15 protein-coding genes are annotated in these 16715 nt (G+C 75.1%); 13 read left to right on the plus strand and 2 right to left on the minus strand.

All coding sequences use genetic code 11. From position 1 onward, the window contains the following. Positions 1 to 146: 146 nt before the first annotated feature. From kdd to ACFFHU_RS16760, 10 genes are all read left to right on the plus strand, one after another. Positions 147 to 1190 (plus strand): L-erythro-3,5-diaminohexanoate dehydrogenase, encoded by a 1044-nt coding sequence (gene kdd, locus ACFFHU_RS16715; protein WP_377339949.1) that lies wholly within the window; start codon positions 147 to 149, stop codon positions 1188 to 1190. A gap of 4 nt (positions 1191 to 1194) precedes the next feature. Further along, positions 1195 to 2817 (plus strand): amidohydrolase, encoded by a 1623-nt coding sequence (locus ACFFHU_RS16720; RefSeq protein ID WP_377339951.1) that lies wholly within the window; start codon positions 1195 to 1197, stop codon positions 2815 to 2817. After that, entirely contained in the window at positions 2814 to 4373 is a 1560-nt protein-coding gene (gene kamD / locus ACFFHU_RS16725) for a lysine 5,6-aminomutase subunit alpha (protein ID WP_377339953.1), read from the plus strand. Before ACFFHU_RS16720 ends, kamD begins: the two co-directional genes overlap by 4 nt. A 62-nt stretch (positions 4374 to 4435) precedes the next feature. Next, the gene (gene kamE, locus ACFFHU_RS16730) at positions 4436 to 5176 is read left to right on the plus strand and encodes a lysine 5,6-aminomutase subunit beta (RefSeq protein WP_377340133.1); all 741 of its coding nucleotides are present in this window, start codon (positions 4436 to 4438) and stop codon (positions 5174 to 5176) included. After that, a complete protein-coding gene (kal, locus tag ACFFHU_RS16735) occupies positions 5173 to 5586 on the plus strand; it encodes a 3-aminobutyryl-CoA ammonia lyase (RefSeq protein WP_377339955.1) in 414 nt (137 codons plus the stop codon). The genes kamE and kal overlap by 4 nt, the downstream gene beginning before the upstream one ends. 53 nt (positions 5587 to 5639) lie before the next feature. Continuing rightward, on the plus strand, positions 5640 to 7001 hold the full coding sequence (locus ACFFHU_RS16740; RefSeq protein WP_377340135.1) for a glutamate mutase L: 1362 nt from the start codon (positions 5640 to 5642) through the stop codon (positions 6999 to 7001). A 721-nt stretch (positions 7002 to 7722) separates the two neighbouring features. Then, positions 7723 to 8646 carry an aminoglycoside phosphotransferase family protein gene (locus ACFFHU_RS16745; RefSeq protein WP_377339957.1) on the plus strand — a complete coding sequence of 308 codons (924 nt, stop codon included), beginning with the start codon at positions 7723 to 7725 and terminating at the stop codon, positions 8644 to 8646. A gap of 194 nt (positions 8647 to 8840) precedes the next feature. Continuing rightward, positions 8841 to 10505: an apolipoprotein N-acyltransferase gene (gene lnt / locus ACFFHU_RS16750; protein WP_377340136.1), complete on the plus strand. Its 1665-nt coding sequence runs from the start codon at positions 8841 to 8843 to the stop codon at positions 10503 to 10505. Beyond that, positions 10502 to 11299: a polyprenol monophosphomannose synthase gene (locus ACFFHU_RS16755; RefSeq protein WP_377339959.1), complete on the plus strand. Its 798-nt coding sequence runs from the start codon at positions 10502 to 10504 to the stop codon at positions 11297 to 11299. The genes lnt and ACFFHU_RS16755 overlap by 4 nt, the downstream gene beginning before the upstream one ends. A 59-nt stretch (positions 11300 to 11358) precedes the next feature. Then, positions 11359 to 11925: an FxsA family protein gene (locus tag ACFFHU_RS16760; RefSeq protein WP_377339962.1), complete on the plus strand. Its 567-nt coding sequence runs from the start codon at positions 11359 to 11361 to the stop codon at positions 11923 to 11925. 107 nt (positions 11926 to 12032) lie between these two features. Here ACFFHU_RS16760 and ACFFHU_RS16765 read toward each other — a convergent pair whose 3' ends face one another. Then, positions 12033 to 12374, minus strand: a complete 342-nt coding sequence (locus ACFFHU_RS16765) for an RNA polymerase-binding protein RbpA (protein WP_095565228.1) — start codon at positions 12372 to 12374, stop codon at positions 12033 to 12035. 195 nt (positions 12375 to 12569) lie between these two features. Here ACFFHU_RS16765 and ACFFHU_RS16770 point away from each other — a divergent pair, with 195 nt between their 5' ends. Then, positions 12570 to 14075 carry a peptide MFS transporter gene (locus ACFFHU_RS16770; RefSeq protein ID WP_377339964.1) on the plus strand — a complete coding sequence of 502 codons (1506 nt, stop codon included), beginning with the start codon at positions 12570 to 12572 and terminating at the stop codon, positions 14073 to 14075. Positions 14076 to 14078: 3 nt separating this feature from the next. Here the strand turns inward: ACFFHU_RS16770 and ACFFHU_RS16775 are convergent, their stop codons facing one another. Beyond that, positions 14079 to 15293, minus strand: coding sequence for a coiled-coil domain-containing protein (locus ACFFHU_RS16775; protein WP_377339966.1), 1215 nt, complete (start codon positions 15291 to 15293; stop codon positions 14079 to 14081). 198 nt (positions 15294 to 15491) lie between these two features. Here ACFFHU_RS16775 and ACFFHU_RS16780 point away from each other — a divergent pair, with 198 nt between their 5' ends. Together ACFFHU_RS16780 and ACFFHU_RS16785 are read left to right on the plus strand one after the other, a co-directional pair. Beyond that, on the plus strand, positions 15492 to 15971 hold the full coding sequence (locus tag ACFFHU_RS16780; protein WP_377339968.1) for a DnaJ family domain-containing protein: 480 nt from the start codon (positions 15492 to 15494) through the stop codon (positions 15969 to 15971). Positions 15972 to 16203: 232 nt separating this feature from the next. Next, positions 16204 to 16680, plus strand: coding sequence for an OsmC family protein (locus tag ACFFHU_RS16785; protein ID WP_377339970.1), 477 nt, complete (start codon positions 16204 to 16206; stop codon positions 16678 to 16680). Positions 16681 to 16715 lie beyond the last annotated feature (35 nt).

Genomic DNA, 16715 nt, shown 5'->3' on the forward strand with positions numbered 1-16715 from the left:
CCTCGGGTGGCGGCGCTGTCTGGGCGTCCCCGGGACGGTACTGGAAAATATCCTGGTCAGAAACTATTCTGCCGTAAGTTTTCCGGCCGAGCGAGTCGGGTTGCGGGTTGCGAGTGTCGGGTTGCGTATTGCAAGGGGAGGGCGGCATGACGTCACCGGTCGGTCTGCACCGGGTGCTGGAGCCGGTGGGCGTGCTGCCGCAGGCGGCGTACCGGTTGGATCCGAGCCCGGCGATCGGTCCGGACGAGGTCCGGGTGCGGGTCGAGCGGTTGAACCTGGACGCGGCGAGCTTCCGGCAGCTGGCGGAGAAGCACGCCGGGGACGGCGCGGCCGTCCGGGACGAGGTGCGGGACATCATCGCGGCCCGGGGCAAGATGCACAATCCGGTCACGGGTTCGGGCGGGATGCTGATCGGCACGGTGGACGAGGTGGGCCCGGAGTCGCCGCTGGGGCTCGAGCCCGGCGACCCGGTGGCCACGCTGGTGTCGTTGACCCTGACGCCGCTGGCGGTGACCGACGGGCTGGCCCGGTGGGACGGGCGCGGTGAGCAGGTGCCGTGTGAGGGGCACGCGATCCTGTTCGCCCGCTCGATCGCGGCGGTGTTGCCGGCGGAGCTGGCGCCGGGGCTGAGCCTCGCGGTGCTGGACGTGTGCGGGGCGCCGGCGCTGACCGCCCGGGTGGTGGCCGAGCGGTTGGCGGCCGGCCGGGGCGTCTCGGTGGCGGTGATCGGGGGCGCCGGCAAGAGCGGGTCGCTGGCGCTGGCCGCGGCGGGGCGGGCCGGGGCCACCCGTACGGTCGGGGTGGTGCCGGTGCCGGCGGAGCGGGACCGGTTGGTGGCGGCGGGCCTGGCCGACGCGGTGGTGCTGGCCGACGCCCGGGATCCGGTGGCGTTGGCCGGTGCGGTGTCGGGGGCGCTGGGCGGCCCGGCGGATGTGACGGTGGTGTGCGTGGACGTGCCGGGCTGCGAGCACGGCGCGGTGCTGGCCACGGCCGACGGCGGCACGGTGATCTTCTTCTCGATGGCGACGAGCTTCGCGGCGGCCGCGCTGGGCGCGGAGGGTCTGGCGGCGGACGTGACGATGCTGGTGGGCAACGGGTACGTGCCGGGGCACGCGGAGCTGGCGTTGGGGTTGCTGCGCGAGGTCCCGGGGGTGCGGGCGCTGTTCGAGGCCCGCCTGGCGGCAGACTGACGCCATGACTGCACAGCTTGCGACCGGGCCGCGGGCCGGGTCTCCCTCGACGCTGTACCGCGGTGGAGTGTTGCACTGCCCGTCGGATCCGACCGCCACGGCTCTGCTGGTGCGGGACGGCCGGATCGTCTGGTTGGGCACCGACGACGCGGCGCCGGCCGCGGACCGCGTGGTGGAGCTGGCGGGCGCGCTGGTGACGCCGGCGTTCGTGGACGCGCACGTGCACTGCACGGACACCGGGTTGGCGCGCAGCGGTCTGGAGCTGTCGGCGGCCCGGTCGGCCGAGCAGGTGCTGGACCGGGTGGCGGAGTTCGCGGCGGGCCTGCCGGGCGATGCGGTGGTGCTCGGGCACGGCTGGGACGAGTCGGCGTGGTCGGACGGGCGGTTGCCGGCGGCGGCGGAGCTGGATCGGGCCGCCGGTGGTCGGCGGGTGTATCTGTCGCAGGCGTCGATCCATTCGGCGCTGGTGTCCTCGGCGTTGCTGGCGGCCGCGCCGGCGGCGCGGGACGCGGAGGGTTTCGACGCGGCCGGGTGGCTGCGGCGGGACGCGCATCATGTGGTGCGGGAGGTCGCGCTGGGTTCGGTGTCGGCGGCGCAGCGGGCCGCGGCGCAGCGGGCGGCGCTGGCCCGGGCGGCGGAGTTGGGCATCGCGTCGGTGCACGAGTGCGGTGGTCCGGGCACGTCGGACGAGGCGGATTTCACGAGCGTGCTGGCGTTGTCCGGGGCGGGGTTGCCGGAGGTGTACGGCTACTGGGGCGAGTTGCTGGGCGCGGCGCGGGCCCGGGAGCTGGGCGCGGTGGGCGCCGGCGGGGACCTGTACGCCGATGGCGCGCTGGGGTCGCGGACGGCGCACGTGTCGGCGCCGTACGCCGATGGCGAGCCGGAGGCCCGCGGGCACGGGTACGTGTCGGCCGAGCAGGTGCGGGATCACCTGGTGGACTGCGCGGAGCACGGGATGCAGGGCGGGTTCCACGCGATCGGGGACGCGGCGCTGGCGACGGTGGTGGCGGGGTTCGCGGGCGCGGCGGGGGTGCTGGGGGTGGACCGGTTGCGCGCGGCGCGGCACCGGGTGGAGCACGCGGAGCTGATGGACAAGCGGCTGATCGCGGCGTTCGTGGAGTACGGGATCGTGGCGAGCATGCAGCCGGCGTTCGACCGGTTGTGGGGTGGGGAGCGGCAGATGTACGCGGCGCGGCTGGGGGTGGCCCGGTCGTTGGAGTCGAACCCGATGGGCGCGATGCACGGGGTGGGGGTGCCGCTGGCGTTCGGGTCGGATTCGCCGGTGACGCCGTTGGATCCGTGGGGGTCGGTGCGGGCGGCGGTGTCGCATTTCAACCCGGTGCACCGGATGAGCGTGCCGGCGGCGTTCGCGGCGCACACCCGGGGTGGTTGGTCGGCGTTGCCGCCGCGGCCGCGCGGGTCGGGGCTGCCGGCCGAGGGGGTGTTGGCGCGGGGGGCGGCGGCGACGTTCGCGGTGTGGTCGACGCCGGCGGGCACCCGGCGCGGGTTGCCGGTGCTGGTGGCCGAGGATCCGCAGGTGTGGGGGCCGGAGGATCCGACGCCGTTGCCGGTGTGCCGGCGCACGGTGCTGCGTGGTGACGTGATTTTCGAGGAGGGCGGGTCGTGACCGGGAAGCTGGGACTGGATCCGGCGGTGGTGGCGCGCGCCCGGGAGTTGGCCCGGTCGGCGGGTCAGCCGGTGGTGGATCTGGCCCGCAGCCACACGACGGTGTCGGTGGAGCGGGCGGTGCTGCGGTTGGCGGGGGTGTCCGGGGCCGACCCGGAGGGCATTCCGTGGGTGAACCGGCTGGTCGACGCGGTGGTGGCCGATGTGGGGCTGGGGCACGGGGTGGCGTTGCCGGTGTTCGAGGCGGCCGCCCGGGAGGAGATCTCCGATCTGACGTTGCTGGCGCAGAAGGCGGCGGCCGGGTCGGTGCGGTTCGACGTACCGGTGGGGAAGGGCGCGACGGCGGCGCGCAGGTCGGCGCGGCGGGCGACCGCCGCGGGGGTCCGGCTGATCGACCGGCGGCGGGCCGAGCGGGACCGGCTGATCCGGCGGTACGGGGATCCGGCGCGGCGGCCGTGGATCTATCTGATCGTGGCGACCGGGGACATCTATGAGGACATCCCGCAGGCGCAGGCGGCGGCGCGGGCGGGCGCGGACATCATCGCGGTGATCCGGTCGACCGGGCAGTCGTTGCTGGACTATGTGCCGGAGGGGCCGACCCGGGAGGGTTTCGCGGGCACGTACGCGACGCAGGAGAACTTCCGGTTGATGCGGGCGGCGCTGGACGAGTCGTCCCGGGAGTTGGGCCGGTACATCCGGTTGACCAACTACGCGTCCGGGTTGTGCATGCCGGAGATGGCGGCCCTGGCGGGGTTGGAACGGCTGGACATGATGTTGAACGACTCGATGTACGGGATCCTGTTCCGGGACATCAACCCGATCCGGACGTTCGTGGACCAGCGGTTCTCCCGGCAGGTGCACGCCCGGGCGGGGATCATCATCAACACCGGTGAGGACAACTACCTGACCACGGCGGACGCGGTGGACGAGGCGCACACGGTGACCGTGTCGCAGCTGTTGAACGAGTTCTTCGCGCACGAGGCGGGGCTGGCGGACTGGCAGTTGGGGTTGGGCCACGCTTTCGAGATCAACCCGGATGTGCCGGAGTCGTTCCGGTTGGAGTTGGCGCACGCGTTGCTGGCCCGGGAGTTGTTCCCGGACGCGCCGTTGAAGTGGATGCCGCCGACGAAGCACATGACCGGGGACGTGTTCCGGGGCAACCTGCTGGACGGGTTCTTCAACCTGGTGGGCACGATGACCGGGCAGGGGATCCTGCTGGTGGGGATGATGACCGAGGCGGTGGTGACGCCGTGGCTGTCGGACCGGGACATCGCGCTGCAGAACGTGCGGTACGTGTTGGGCGCGGCGGGCGGGTTGCACGAGGACTTCGTGCCGGCGCCGGGCGGGTTCATCCAGCAGCGGGCGCACCGGGTGCTGGGTGAGGCTGTCGAGCTGTTGGAACGCATCACCGATGACACGTTGTTGAACGCCATCGCCGACGGGACGTTCGGGATCATGAAGCGGCCGGCGGACCGGGGCAAGGGGTTGGCCGGGGTGGCGCGGCACGAGCCGGGCTACTACAACCCGGTCACCGACATCCTGGAGGGGTCCCGGTGAGCGCCGCGAGCACCGTCGGCGCGGGAGTCGGGCCGGAGGCCGGGTCCGAGGCCGGCAAGAAGATCATCCGGCCGTACGGGGACACCACCGGCGACGGCATGGTGCAGGTGTCGTTCACGTTGCCGGTGCCGCACGACAAGCGGGCCGAGGGCGCGGCGCTGCAACTGGCCGGCAAGATGGGCATGGATCCGGCCATGCTGGTGCACGCCAAGCAGATGGGTGCCGGGTTCACCTTCTTCGTCGTGTACGGGCGGGTGAACCACCTGGTCGACACCTCGGTCGTGGAGGTGGTGGAGCGGGACTTCCCGCTGCTGTCGGCCAAGGAGGTCAACACGCTGGTGAAACAGCGGTTGCGCCGGAAGCTGTCGGTGGTGGGGGCGTGCATCGGCACCGACGCGCACACGGTGGGCATCGACGCGATCCTGAACGTGAAGGGCATCGCCGGGGAGAAGGGCCTGGAGTACTACCGCGAGCTGGCGGTGACGAACCTGGGCGCCCAGGTGAGCGTGCCGGACCTGGTGGAGGCGGCGCGGGCGGCCCGGGCCGACGCGGTGCTGGTGTCGCAGGTGGTGACGCAGCGGGACGCGCACCTGCGCAACATCCGGGAGATGTCGGCGGCGTTCCGGGAGGCGATACCGGCGGGCCGGCGACCGCTGCTGGTGGTGGGCGGGCCGCGGTTCGACGAGAAGATGGCCGGCGAGCTGGGCGTGGACCGGATCTTCGGCCGCGGCACCACCCCCGGTGAGGTGGCCAGCTACCTGGTCCACGCGTTGGTCACGAACAGGAAGGCGGCGAAGGCGTGAGCGAGCAGGATCCCCGGCTGGGGTTGACGGTGACGCACCGGCGGTACGTGCCGTACTCGCACGCGCACTATGCGGGAAACCTGGTGGACGGGGCGTACGCGCTGGGGTTGTTCGGGGATGTGGCCACCGAGGTGTGCATCCGCACGGACGGCGACGAGGGCCTGTTCGCGGGCTACTCGCAGGTGCGGTTCGACGCGCCGATCCGGGCCGGTGACGTGCTGGAGGTGACCGCGCAGGTGTCCCGGGTGGGCACCCGCAGCCGCACCCTGGAGCTCAGTTGCGTGGTGGTGTGCCGGGGCCGGCCGGACCGGGGGGAGTCGGCGGCCGAGGTGCTGGACCCGCCGGTGGTGGCGGTGACCGCCACCGGCACCGTGGTGGTCCCGCCGGCCGAGCCGTCGCCCGCGCGGTGACCTCGGCCGGCCTCCGGGACCCGGCGCCGTCAGGTCCCGGCGCGGATCCGGCGATCGCAAACCCCGCGGATCCGGCGACCGCCTACGCCGTCTGCGCCGACGTCGGGTCGACGTTCACCAAGGTGGCGGTGGTCGACCTGGCCCGGGGCCGGTTGGCCGGTACGGCCGCCGAACGCACCACGGTGGGCACGGACGTGCTGCACGGCCTGGACGCCGCGGTGGCGCGGGCGAGCGCGGGGGTCGCCGTGGGGGACGCGCCGTGGTACGTCTGCTCGTCGGCCGGGGGTGGGCTGCGGCTGGCGGTGGTCGGCTACGAGGAGTTGGTGACGGCGCAGGCGGGGCACCGGGTGGGGTTGTCGGCCGGCGCCCGGGTGGTGCACGTGGCGGCGGGCCGGTTGACCGGGCCCGGGCTGGCGGCGGTGCGGGCGTCCCGACCGGACGTGCTGCTGCTGGTGGGCGGCACCGATGGCGGTGACGCCGACGTGCTGCGGCACAACGCCGGCCGGTTGGCGGCGGCGCGCTGGCGGGGGCCGGTGGTGCTGGCCGGCAACGCCGACGCCCGCGACGAGGTGGCCGGGATGCTGACCGGCCGCGGCGTGCCGGTCACGGTGGCCGGGAACGTGCTGCCCCGGATCGGGGTGCTGGCGCCGGGGCCGGCGCGGGCGGCGATCCGCGAGGTGTTCCTGCGGCACGTGATCGGCGGCAAGCGGCTGTCCCGGGGCCGGCGTTTCGGCGCCCTGGTGCGGGCCGCGACGCCCGACGCGGTGCTGACCGGGGTGGAGACGCTGGCCGACGCGGGCGGCGGTGACCTGGTGGTGGTGGACGTCGGCGGGGCCACCACGGACGTGTATTCGGTGCTCACCCCAGACGAGCGGGCAACCGGCCCGAGCCGGCCCGCGGCGGGGCAGCTGTGGCGGGCCCGTACCGTCGAGGGGGACCTGGGGATGCGGTGGAGCGCGCCCGGGGTGGTGGCCGCGGCCGCCGCCGAGCGGTTGCTGGTCGACGGGGAGCGGGACGCGCTGGTCGCGGCGGCCGCCGACCGGGCCGCCGATCCGGGGTTTCTGCCGGCCGACGAGCGGGACCGGGCGGTGGACCGGCGGCTGGCGGTGCTGGCCGCCATCGTGGCGGTGCGCCGGCACGCCCGGGGCGGGGCGATCGGCGAGCAGGCGGCGCGGGACCTGCGCGACGTGCGACTGTTGATCGGCTCGGGCGGGGTGCTGCGGCACGCCGGCCCGGCGGACCGGGCAGCCGTGCTGTCGGCGGTGCTGACCGACCACGCCGGCGGCTGGGCGGTGCCGCGCTCGGCGCGGGCCGCGGTGGACGACGAGTACGTGCTGGCCGCCGGCGGCCTGCTGGCCGCCGACCACCCGACCGCCGCCGCCGCCCTGCTACGCCACCACCTCCTCGCCGCCTGATCCCACCCCGCCCCCTCTCTCACCCGCCCCATTGACTCGTCGATCTTGCACTTTTGGCCCGGGCACAAGGGTCTTATGCCGCGAAAGACGGGCCCGAAGTGCAAGATCGACGGCGGTGGGGCGGGCGGGCATGGCTCGCGGGGTTTGCGGGCGGGGTGTCGGGGCAGACACGCCGGATTGGTGGCGATGACAGGCCCGGGGGCGGTTGACAGGTGCGGGGGGGCACCACGTACCGTCTTTGAGTCCTACAACGGGAAGCGGTTGTTGTTCGCTTCGTCCCTTCGCCCGCTGGCCGAGCGGCAGTATTCCGCGACGGCCAGGTCCAGCGGGCGGGGGTCGGCGGGGCGGCGCGAACCGGCCGCTGTTACCGGTGTCCGGACGAGGTGACGTGTGCGGCCAGTAGACAACGGGTGGGCGAGAACAGCCAGTTCGCGTCCGGTCGGTCCGAAGGTCGTCCGGGTCACCCCGCCGCACCGGCCGGGAGGGGCCTGGGAGCATCGGGGCGCGGCCAGTGGCCGCGCCCCGATTTTCGTCCCGGTCCCCGCTGGGCACGCGCGGCCCTGATCCGCATGGCGGCCGCCGCCGTCGACGCGCGCCGACCCCGCCGACGGCGCCGACCCACCGCCCACCGCCCGCCGACGGCGCCGATCCCGCCGCCCGTCGAGGCCCGCGGCCCCCGAGCCGGCCCGCTCGGGACCGGCGGCCGTGGCATGATCCGGTGATGCTGCCCACGGAGCCCGTACCGGAGGGGTTCGCCCGGACCGTCGTCGGGGTGTGGGGGGCGGCCGGGCGGCGCTGGCTGGACGAGCTGCCGCGGACCGTGCGGGCCGTCGCCGCCGGCTGGGACCTGCGGGTCGGCGAGCCGTTCGGGTTGACGTTCAACTGGGTGGCCGCGGCCACCGCCGCCGACGGCACCCCGCTGGTGCTCAAGTTGGGCGTGCCCGGCAGCGAACACCTGGTGCGGGAGGCCACCGCGCTGCGGATCTTCGCCGGGCGGGGCGCGGTGCGGCTGCTGGCCGAGGATCCGGACCGGGGCGCGCTGCTGCTGGAGCGCGCCCGGCCCGGCACGATGGTCCGGTCGCTGGTGCCGGACCGGGACGCCGAGGCGACCGGCGCGGTGGCCGAGGCGCTGCGCCGGCTGCACGTGCCGCCGCCGCCCGGCTGCCCGCTGCCGCCGCTGACCTCCTATCGGCGGTCCTTCACCGGACACCTGGACCGGTACGGCGGCGGCGGGCCGCTGCCGGTGGGCCTGGTGGACCGGGCCCGCGGCCTGTTCGACGAGCTGTGCGCCTCGGCGCCGGCCACCGTCGTGCTGCACGGCGACCTGCACCACGACAACCTGCTGGCCGCGCAGCGGGAACCGTGGCTGGCCATCGACCCGCACGGCCTGGTCGGCGATCCCGGCTTCGACGCCGGGCCGGTGCTGTACAACCCGGGGCCGGACGAGCAGTCCGGGCGGCTGCTGCCGCTGCTGGAGTCCCGGATCGAGCGGTTGGCCGACGGGTTGGGCCAGCCGCCCGAGCGGATCCGGGCCTGGGGGTACGTGATGGCGGTGCTGTCGGAGCTGTGGACCATGGAGGACGGCGGGCGCCCCGGCACCCGGGCCCTGGACGTGGCGGTCCGGCTCGCGCCGGCCCTGCCCTGAGCCGCCCGCGCGGGGAACGGGGCGGCCGCGGCGGCGGGCCGGGTAACCTTCGCCGGGAACCTGCCGCCGGACCTCGGCGGCAGCGGCTACCCGTTCGCCGCACGTCGGCGGCGGGAGACAGCCGTCCGGAACCGGCCGCGGTGGGCGGACGCCGCCGCCGGAGCCCCGGCGGCGGAAGGGCGCGTACGCGGGTGGTGACGGTGGACACGGCGGGTGTGGTCGGTGCGGAGCGCGTCGCGGCGCCGCCGAGCCGGGACCGGCGCCCGTTGCCGCTGTGGGTGGCGACGCTGGCCGCGCTGGCCGCCGGGGGCGCGCTGCTGCTGGCCTTCCCGCCGTACGGGTGGTGGTGGCTGGCCCCGGTGGGGGTGGCGGCGCAGGCGGCGGCCGTGCACCGGCGGCGGCTGCGCGGCGGCGCCGGGCTGGGCCTGCTGACCGGTCTGGTGGTGTTCGTCCCGATGCTGGCCTGGACGAACCTGCACACCGGGCTGCTGCCGTGGCTGCTGCTGTGCGGCTCGCAGGCGGCGTTCCTGGCCGGTGCGGGGCTGCTGGCCGCGTACGCGAGCCCGCTGGCCGACCGGTGGCGCTGGACCTGGCCCCTGCTGACCGGGTCGCTGTGGGTGGCCCAGGAGGCGGCCCGGTCGCGGATCCCGTTCGGGGGGTTCCCGTGGGGCCGGTTGGCGTTCAGCCAGGGCGACTCACCGGCGCTGCGGCTCGCTGCGCTGGGCGGGGCGCCGCTGGTGACGTTCGCGGTCGCGCTCGCCGGCGGGCTGCTGGGGGCGGCCGCCTGGCGGCCGTGGCGGGCGGTCTGGCCGGTCCGCCGGTCTGGCCCGGGCGGGCCCGCGGCGGCGCTCGGCCTGGCCGCCGGGGCGGTGGCCGTGGTGGCGGTCGGGGCGCTCGTGCCGCTGCACGACGACGGGGGCCGCACCGCCAGCGTGGCCATCGTGCAGGGCAGCGTGCCGCGGCTCGGGTTGGACTTCAACGCGCAGCGGCGGGCGGTGCTCGACAACCACGTGCGGGCCACCATGGGGCTGGCCGCGCGGATCGCGGCGGGCCAGGCGCCCCAGCCGGACCTCGTGGTGTGGCCGGAGAACTCCAGCGACATCGACCCGCTACGCAACGACGACGCCGCGGCGGAGATCACCGCGGCCGCCGACGCCGTGCACGCCCCGATCCTGGTGGGCACCGTGCTGGTCGGGCCGGGCGACGGGGTTCGCAACGCCGGGCTGGTGTGGCGGCCGGGCGCCGGTCCCGACCTGGGCCAGGTGTACGTCAAGCGGCATCCGGTGCCGTTCGCCGAGTACATCCCGCTGCGCCAGATCGCCCGGCGGGTCAGCGCGGAGGTCGACCGGGTCCGCAGCGACTTCGTGGCCGGGGACCGGGCGGGGGTGCTGCACGTGGGCGGCCTGACGCTGGGGGATGTGATCTGCTTCGAGGTGGCCTACGACGGCCTGGTCCGGGACACCGTCACCGGCGGCGCCCAGCTGCTGGTGGTGCAGACCAACAACGCCACCTTCGACGAGGCGGAGGCGCTGCAGCAGTTGGCCATGGTGCGGCTGCGGGCGGTGGAGCACGGCCGCGAGTCGTTGATGGCCTCCACGGTCGGGGTGTCCGGGTTCGTTACCCCCGCCGGGCGGGTAGTCGCCCCCACCGGGTTCGACACCGCGGCGGTGCTGACCCGGCAGATGCGTCTCGACCAGGGCCGTACGGTCGCCACCCGGCTCGGGGTGTGGCCGGAGGTGGTGCTGGCGGGGCTCGCCGTCGCCGGCGTGCTCGCGGCGGCGCTGGCGCGCCGCCGACCGGCCTTCCCGGGCGGCGGCGCCGGGATCGCCGGCGAGCCGGCGGGGGCGGAGGAAACGTGACGGAACGGTCCGGGCCGGTGGGCTTCCCCGGGGTGGGTCGGACGCTGATCGTCATCCCGACGTACAACGAGGCGGAGAACCTGCCGGGGCTGCTGCGGCGGCTGCGCGGCGCCGTGCCGAGCGCCGAGATCCTGGTCGTCGACGACGCCAGCCCGGACGGCACCGGCGAGCTGGCCGACGGGATGGCCGCCGCCGATCCGGGCGTGCACGTGCTGCACCGGCCGGGCAAGAACGGCCTGGGCGCGGCGTACGTGGCCGGGTTCCGGTGGGCGGCGCAGCGGGGCTTCGACGCGGTGGTGGAGATGGACGCCGACGGGTCGCACGCGCCGGAGGAGCTGCACCGGCTGCTGGAGGCGGCGCGGCACGCCGACGTGGTGCTGGGCTCCCGGTGGGTACGGGGCGCCCGGGTGGTCAACTGGCCCTGGCACCGGCTGCTGCTGTCCCGGGCCGGGAACCTCTACACCCGGTTGGCGCTGGGGATGCCGGTCTCGGACGCCACCGGCGGGTTCCGGGTCTACCGGCTGGCGGCGCTGGCGGGCCTGGACCTGGGCTCGGTGGCCTCGCAGGGTTACTCGTTCCAGGTCGAGCTGGCGTGGCGGGCCCACCAGGCCGGGCTGCGGGTGGTCGAGGTGCCGATCACGTTCGCCGAGCGGGAGCACGGGGCCAGCAAGATGAGCCCCACCATCATCGGTGAGGCGCTGTGGCGGGTCACCCAGTGGGGGGCGCACGACCGGCGGATGGCGATCCGCCGGGCCCTGCACGGCACCCCCACCGGTCAGGTGCGGTGGCCGTGAGCGTCGGCATGTCATGCTGGACGTACGGGCCGACGGGTCCGTTCCCCGGATGAGGTGACATGCCCCGCTGGCTGAGGTATCTGCCGCTGGCGCTGCTGGTTGCGGCCGTCGTCGAGATCGCCGTGTTCGTCCTGCTCGGCCACCTGATCGGGTACGCGCCGACGCTGCTGCTGGCGCTGCTCGCCTCGGCGGCCGGGCTGTTCCTGGTGCGCCGCGAGGGCATGCGGGCCTGGCGGTCGTTCCGGGCCGCGGCCGCGGCGGGTCAGCCGCCGGGGCGGCAGGTCACCGACGGGCTGATCGGGTTGCTGGGCGCGCTGCTGCTGGCGGTGCCCGGCCTGGTCAGCGGGTTGCTCGGGGTGCTGCTGCTGGTGCCGCCGGTGCGCCGGGTGGCGCGGGCGGCCGTGGAGCGGGCGACCGAGCGGCGGGTCTCCTCGATGCTGGCGGGGGAGATGTTCGGTCCGCGCCGGGTGCGGGTGCGCCGCGGCGCGCCGACCGACCCGGCCGCGTCCGGCGACCCCGGCGCCGCCGACCCGATCCGGCCGCCGGCGGGTGCGGTGCGGCCGACCGTGTCACCCGCGCCACCTGGCGCCGGCGACATCGTCGAGGGCGAGATCGTCGACCGCTGAGCGGGGCCGGGTCGACCGCCGGCTCCGGACGGGTGGGGTGATCGGCCCGGACAGCGTTCCGCCCCCGCCGCGGGTCACGCGACGGGGGCGGAAAGGGTTCGCAACGCTCAGGCGCGGCCGCGGCGGGTCCGCACCTCCTGCAGGCGCTCGGCGAGGATGTCCTCCAGCTCGGCGATCGAGCGCCGCTCCAGCAGCATGTCCCAGTGGGTGCGCGGCGGCTTCGCCTTCTTCTGCTCCGGCTCGCTGCCGTCGACCAGCCGCGCCACGCTCCCGTCGAACTTGCACTCCCAGGTCATCGGCACCTCGGCGTCCACGGCGAACGGCACCTCGAACTGGTGCCCCTTGGCGCACAGGTACTCGCGGGTCTGGCGCGGCGCGAGTTCCGTGTTGCGGTCGGACTCGTAGCTGACCGCGCCCAGACGGCTTCCGCGCAGCATGCGCTCGCCCATGATCGGATGTCCCCTCGGTCGGTGCTGATTGTCATCGGTGTAACGAAATGAACCGGCCCGCGATTCCCGTTCCGGCCGCCAGCGTACGGAGCCGGATTCCCTTCGAGGGTAACCGGTCGGCGTGCGGAGTGGCCCACCTCACCACCGGCATGTGTATTAGAGTCGCTTTGGCCTATTAGTGAGCATTACTCGGTTATGCCGGGTGATCCGGAGGTGGCGATGAGCCAGGAGATGCCGGCGGCCGGCCCGGTGGCCACCGGGCGCGGCTTCTTCGGCCATCCCCGCGCGCTCGCCACGCTCTTTCTGACCGAGATGTGGGAGCGGTTCAGCTTCTACGGCATGCGGGCCATCCTGGTGCTGTACCTGACCGCGTCGGTGGCCGACAACGGGCAGGGAATCGGCGATTCGGGCGCCAACGCGCTGTACGGGACGTACAACGCGATGGTCTACCTGATGGCGCTGCCCGGCGGCTGGGTGGCCGACCGGCTGATCGGGGCCCGCCGCAGCGTGCTGTGGGGCGGCGTGGTGATCGCGGCCGGGCACTACGTGATGGCCGTGCCCACCGACTGGAGCGTCTACGCCGGCATGGCGCTCATCGTGCTGGGCACCGGCCTGCTCAAGCCGAACATCTCCTCGATGGTCGGCGACCTGTACGACCGGGACTCGCCCCGCCGGGACGCCGGCTTTTCGATCTTCTACATGGGCATCAACCTCGGCGGCTTCCTCGCCCCGCTGATCACGGGCTTCCTCGGCGAAAAGATCAACTGGCATCTGGGGTTCGCCGCGGCCGCCATCGGGATGACCTTCGGGGTGATCCAGTACGTCGTCGGGCAGCGCAACCTCGGCGAGGCCGGCCGCCGGCCCACCGACCCGCTGCTGGGCGCCGACCGGCGCCGCGCGTTGACCCGGATCGGGCTGGTCGCGCTGGCCCTGGTGGTGATCGCGGCGATCCTGGCGCTGGCCGGGCTGTTCACGGTCAACGCCGTGGTCAACCTGCTCACCGCGGTCACCCTGCTGGTCACGATCGGCTACTTCGCCCGGATCCTGGTGGACCACGAGATCAGCGACACCGAACGCAGCCGGATGAAGGCGTACGTCTGGCTGTTCGTGTTCGCGGCCGCGTTCTGGCTGATCTACGACCAGGCCGGATCGGTGCTCAACACGTTCGCCGAGAAGAACACCGACCGCGACGTCGGCGGCTTCACCTTCCCCGCCTCCTGGTTGCAGTCGGTGAACCCCATCCTGATCATCATCGCGGCGCCGCTGTTCGCGGTGCTGTGGCTGCGGGTGGGGCACCGGATCAGCACACCGGTGAAGTTCTCCGTCGGGCTGGTCCTCAACGGCCTGTCGTTCGTGCTGATGGCCGCCGCCGCCCGGGCCGCCGTAGGCGGCGGGTCGATCTCACCGCTGTGGCTGGTGGCCGTCTACGCCATCCAGGTCGCCGGCGAGCTGTCGCTGAGCCCGGTGGGCCTGTCGGTCACCACCAAGCTGGCGCCGGTCAAGTACGCCAGCCAGATGATGGGACTGTGGTTCCTGGCCACCGCGGTCGGCGACGCGATCGGTGGTCAGGTGGCCCGGTTGGCCGCCAGCTGGTCGGAGCCGACGTACTTCCTCACCTTCGGGCTGGCCTCGGTGGTGCTGGGCCTGGCCGCGGTGATGTTCGCCCGCCACATCCGCGCCATGATGGCCGGCATCCACTGACGATCAACGGGGCGGGGCGGGGGTGAGGCGGGCGAGGGCGGTCGCGAGGTCGCTCACCTGGCCGGCCAGCTGATCGGCCCGCCGCCGCGCGGTGTCCAGCTCGGCCCGGGCCTCGTCCAGGCGCGTCGCGAGCTCGGCGGAACGGCCCCGCTCGGCGGTCAGCGCCGAGCGGGCCTCCGCCAGGTCGGCCGTGGTCGACTCACGGACCTCGGCCAACTGGGCCCGGACGGCCGCGAGCGCCGCGGCCGTACCCTGCGCCTCGTCCCTGGCCCGGGCCAGCTCGGCCGCGGTCTGCGCCCGGTCCCGGTCGGCCGCCGCGGCGCGTTCCCGGGCCTGCAGCGCGGCCGCGTCGGCGCGCTGCGCCGCCGTGCGCTGTTCGGCCGCCGCCCGGCGGTCCCGCTCGGCCTCCGCGCGGAACCGGTCCGCCTGAGCCACCGCCTCGGACGCCGACCGCAGCGCCCGCTCGGCGTCGGCCTGCGCCGCGTCCCGCTCCCGGCGCAGGTCGGCGGCCGTCCGCTCGGCCGCCTCCGCCGCGGCGCGCGCCGTCGCGCCGTCCCGGCGGGCGACGTCGCGGTCCCGTTCGGCCTGCGCGAGCAGCGCCTGGGCGCTCACCGCGGCCCGCCGCGCCTCGTCCCGCTCCGCGTCGGCCGCGGTCCGCTGCCGGACGGCCTCGGCCGCGTCCCGGGCGGCGGCCTCGGCCTCCCGTCGGGCGGCAGACCGCTCCGCCACCGCGTCGGCCGCGGCCCGCTGCGCCACCCGGGCCGCGGCCAGCGCCGCGTCGGCCGCGCCCCGGGCGTCGTCCCGTTCCGCCTGCGCGGCGGCCATCGCGGCCGCCGCCTCGGCGCGGACCTCGGCGACCTGCCGCTCCACCCCGGCCGGGGACAGCTCGGCGTGCAGCGACTCGCTCAGCGTGCCCACCAGCTGGTCGAGCCGGTCCACCACCTCCCAGGTGCGGGCCACCTGGCCGGCCAGGCCCGGCGCCGACCGGTGCCGCATCCGCTGCCCCCGGGCCGCGCGCTGGCACGCTCCGTCGTTGTCCCGGCAGTAGCGGAACGGCCGGCCCGCCGCCGCGCGCTGCGGCACCGGCCGGCCGCAGTGCGCGCAGGGTCGGGTTTCGCCCGCGTCGGCGTCGCCCGCGTCCGGCACGGTCGCATCCGGCACGGTCGCATCCGGTACGGCCGGGAACCGGTCGCCGGCCGCGGAGGGATCGTTCTGCATGGCCGCGAAGTCTATGGCCGCGAATCCAGGGTCTGGCCAAGGTCCCCGGCCGGTCCGAGGCGAGTGCGGCGGGACCCGGCTCAGGGTTCGTCGACCAGATCCGCGCACCGGTCGGGTGGCGCGGCTGGCGGACCCGGGGTCGCCGCCCCGCCGCCGCGGTACCGTTGAGGACCACCACCGTACGGGGAGGTGCCGCCCATGACCCGGCCGGACCGGCTGGAATCGGTGATCGAGGCGCAGATCCGCCGCGCTCAGGAGCGCGGCGAGTTCGACAACCTGCCCGGCGCCGGCAAGCCGATCCCGCGGACCGACAGCCCCGATGACGACCTGTGGTGGGTCAAGGACTGGGTCCGCCGCGAGGGCCTGCCCGCCGAGTCCCTGCTGCCCACCTCGCTGCGGCTGGCCCGGCAGGTGGAACGGCTGCCCGACGAGCTGGACCGGCTGGCCGACGAGCCGGCCGTCCGGGCGGCGGTCACCGAGCTGAACGACGAGATCGCGGCCTGGTTGCGTACCCCCTGGGGACCGCCGGTCGCGCTGCGGCCGGTGGAGGTCGAGGTCGCGGTGTCCGAGTGGCGGGCCCGCCGGACACCGCCGCCACCCGCGGACCCGGCGGGCGCCGCGGACCCGGGCGCCCGTACACCCCGGCGACGGTGGAACCCCTTCGCCCGGCGCGGTTGACGCCATCGCCATGCGCCGAGCAGAACTACACCGGCCGGCCCGGGCCGTCGATCGGCCGGTTACGGCAGCCGGGCGGCGTGGCGCAGCCCCGCGTCTTCTTCTCCTCCTGCGCGCACCCGACGAGGACGCCCGTGAGAATCGCCATGACGAACAGGATCGCCCGTTCCCGTATGCGAGGACTATAAAGATCTCCAGGGCCGGGCAGGGCACCGGTGGGTCACGGGGAGGCGTCATGGGCCGCACACATCAGTACACCGCCACGGTCGTCTGGACGGGCGCCCGGGAGACCGGCACCACGAACTATCGCGCGTACGGCCGGGAGCACGTGGTGAGCGGCGACGGCAAGGCCGACATCGCCGGCTCGTCGGACCCGGCGTTCCGGGGCGACCCGGCCCGGTGGAACCCGGAGGAACTGCTGCTGGCGTCGCTGGCCCAGTGTCACCTGCTGGCCTACCTGCACCTGTGCGCCACCAACGGCGTGGTGGTCACCGCATACGTCGACCGACCCCGGGGAACCATGACCGAGACGCCGGACGGCGGCGGCCGGTTCACCGAGGTGGTGCTGCGGCCGGAGGTCACCGTCACGGACGCCGCCATGACGGACAAGGCGGCGCAGCTGCACGAGCGGGCGCACGAGCTGTGCTTCATCGCCAACTCGGTCAACTTTCCGGTACGGCACGAGCCGACCGTGCGCTCCGGCCCGGCCTGAACCCGGCCCGTTTTGTCGGCGCCGGGTGGCACGCT

The sequence above is a fragment of the Plantactinospora siamensis genome (assembly GCF_042434095.1).
In the GTDB taxonomy this organism is placed as follows: Bacteria; Actinomycetota; Actinomycetes; order Mycobacteriales; family Micromonosporaceae; genus KBS50.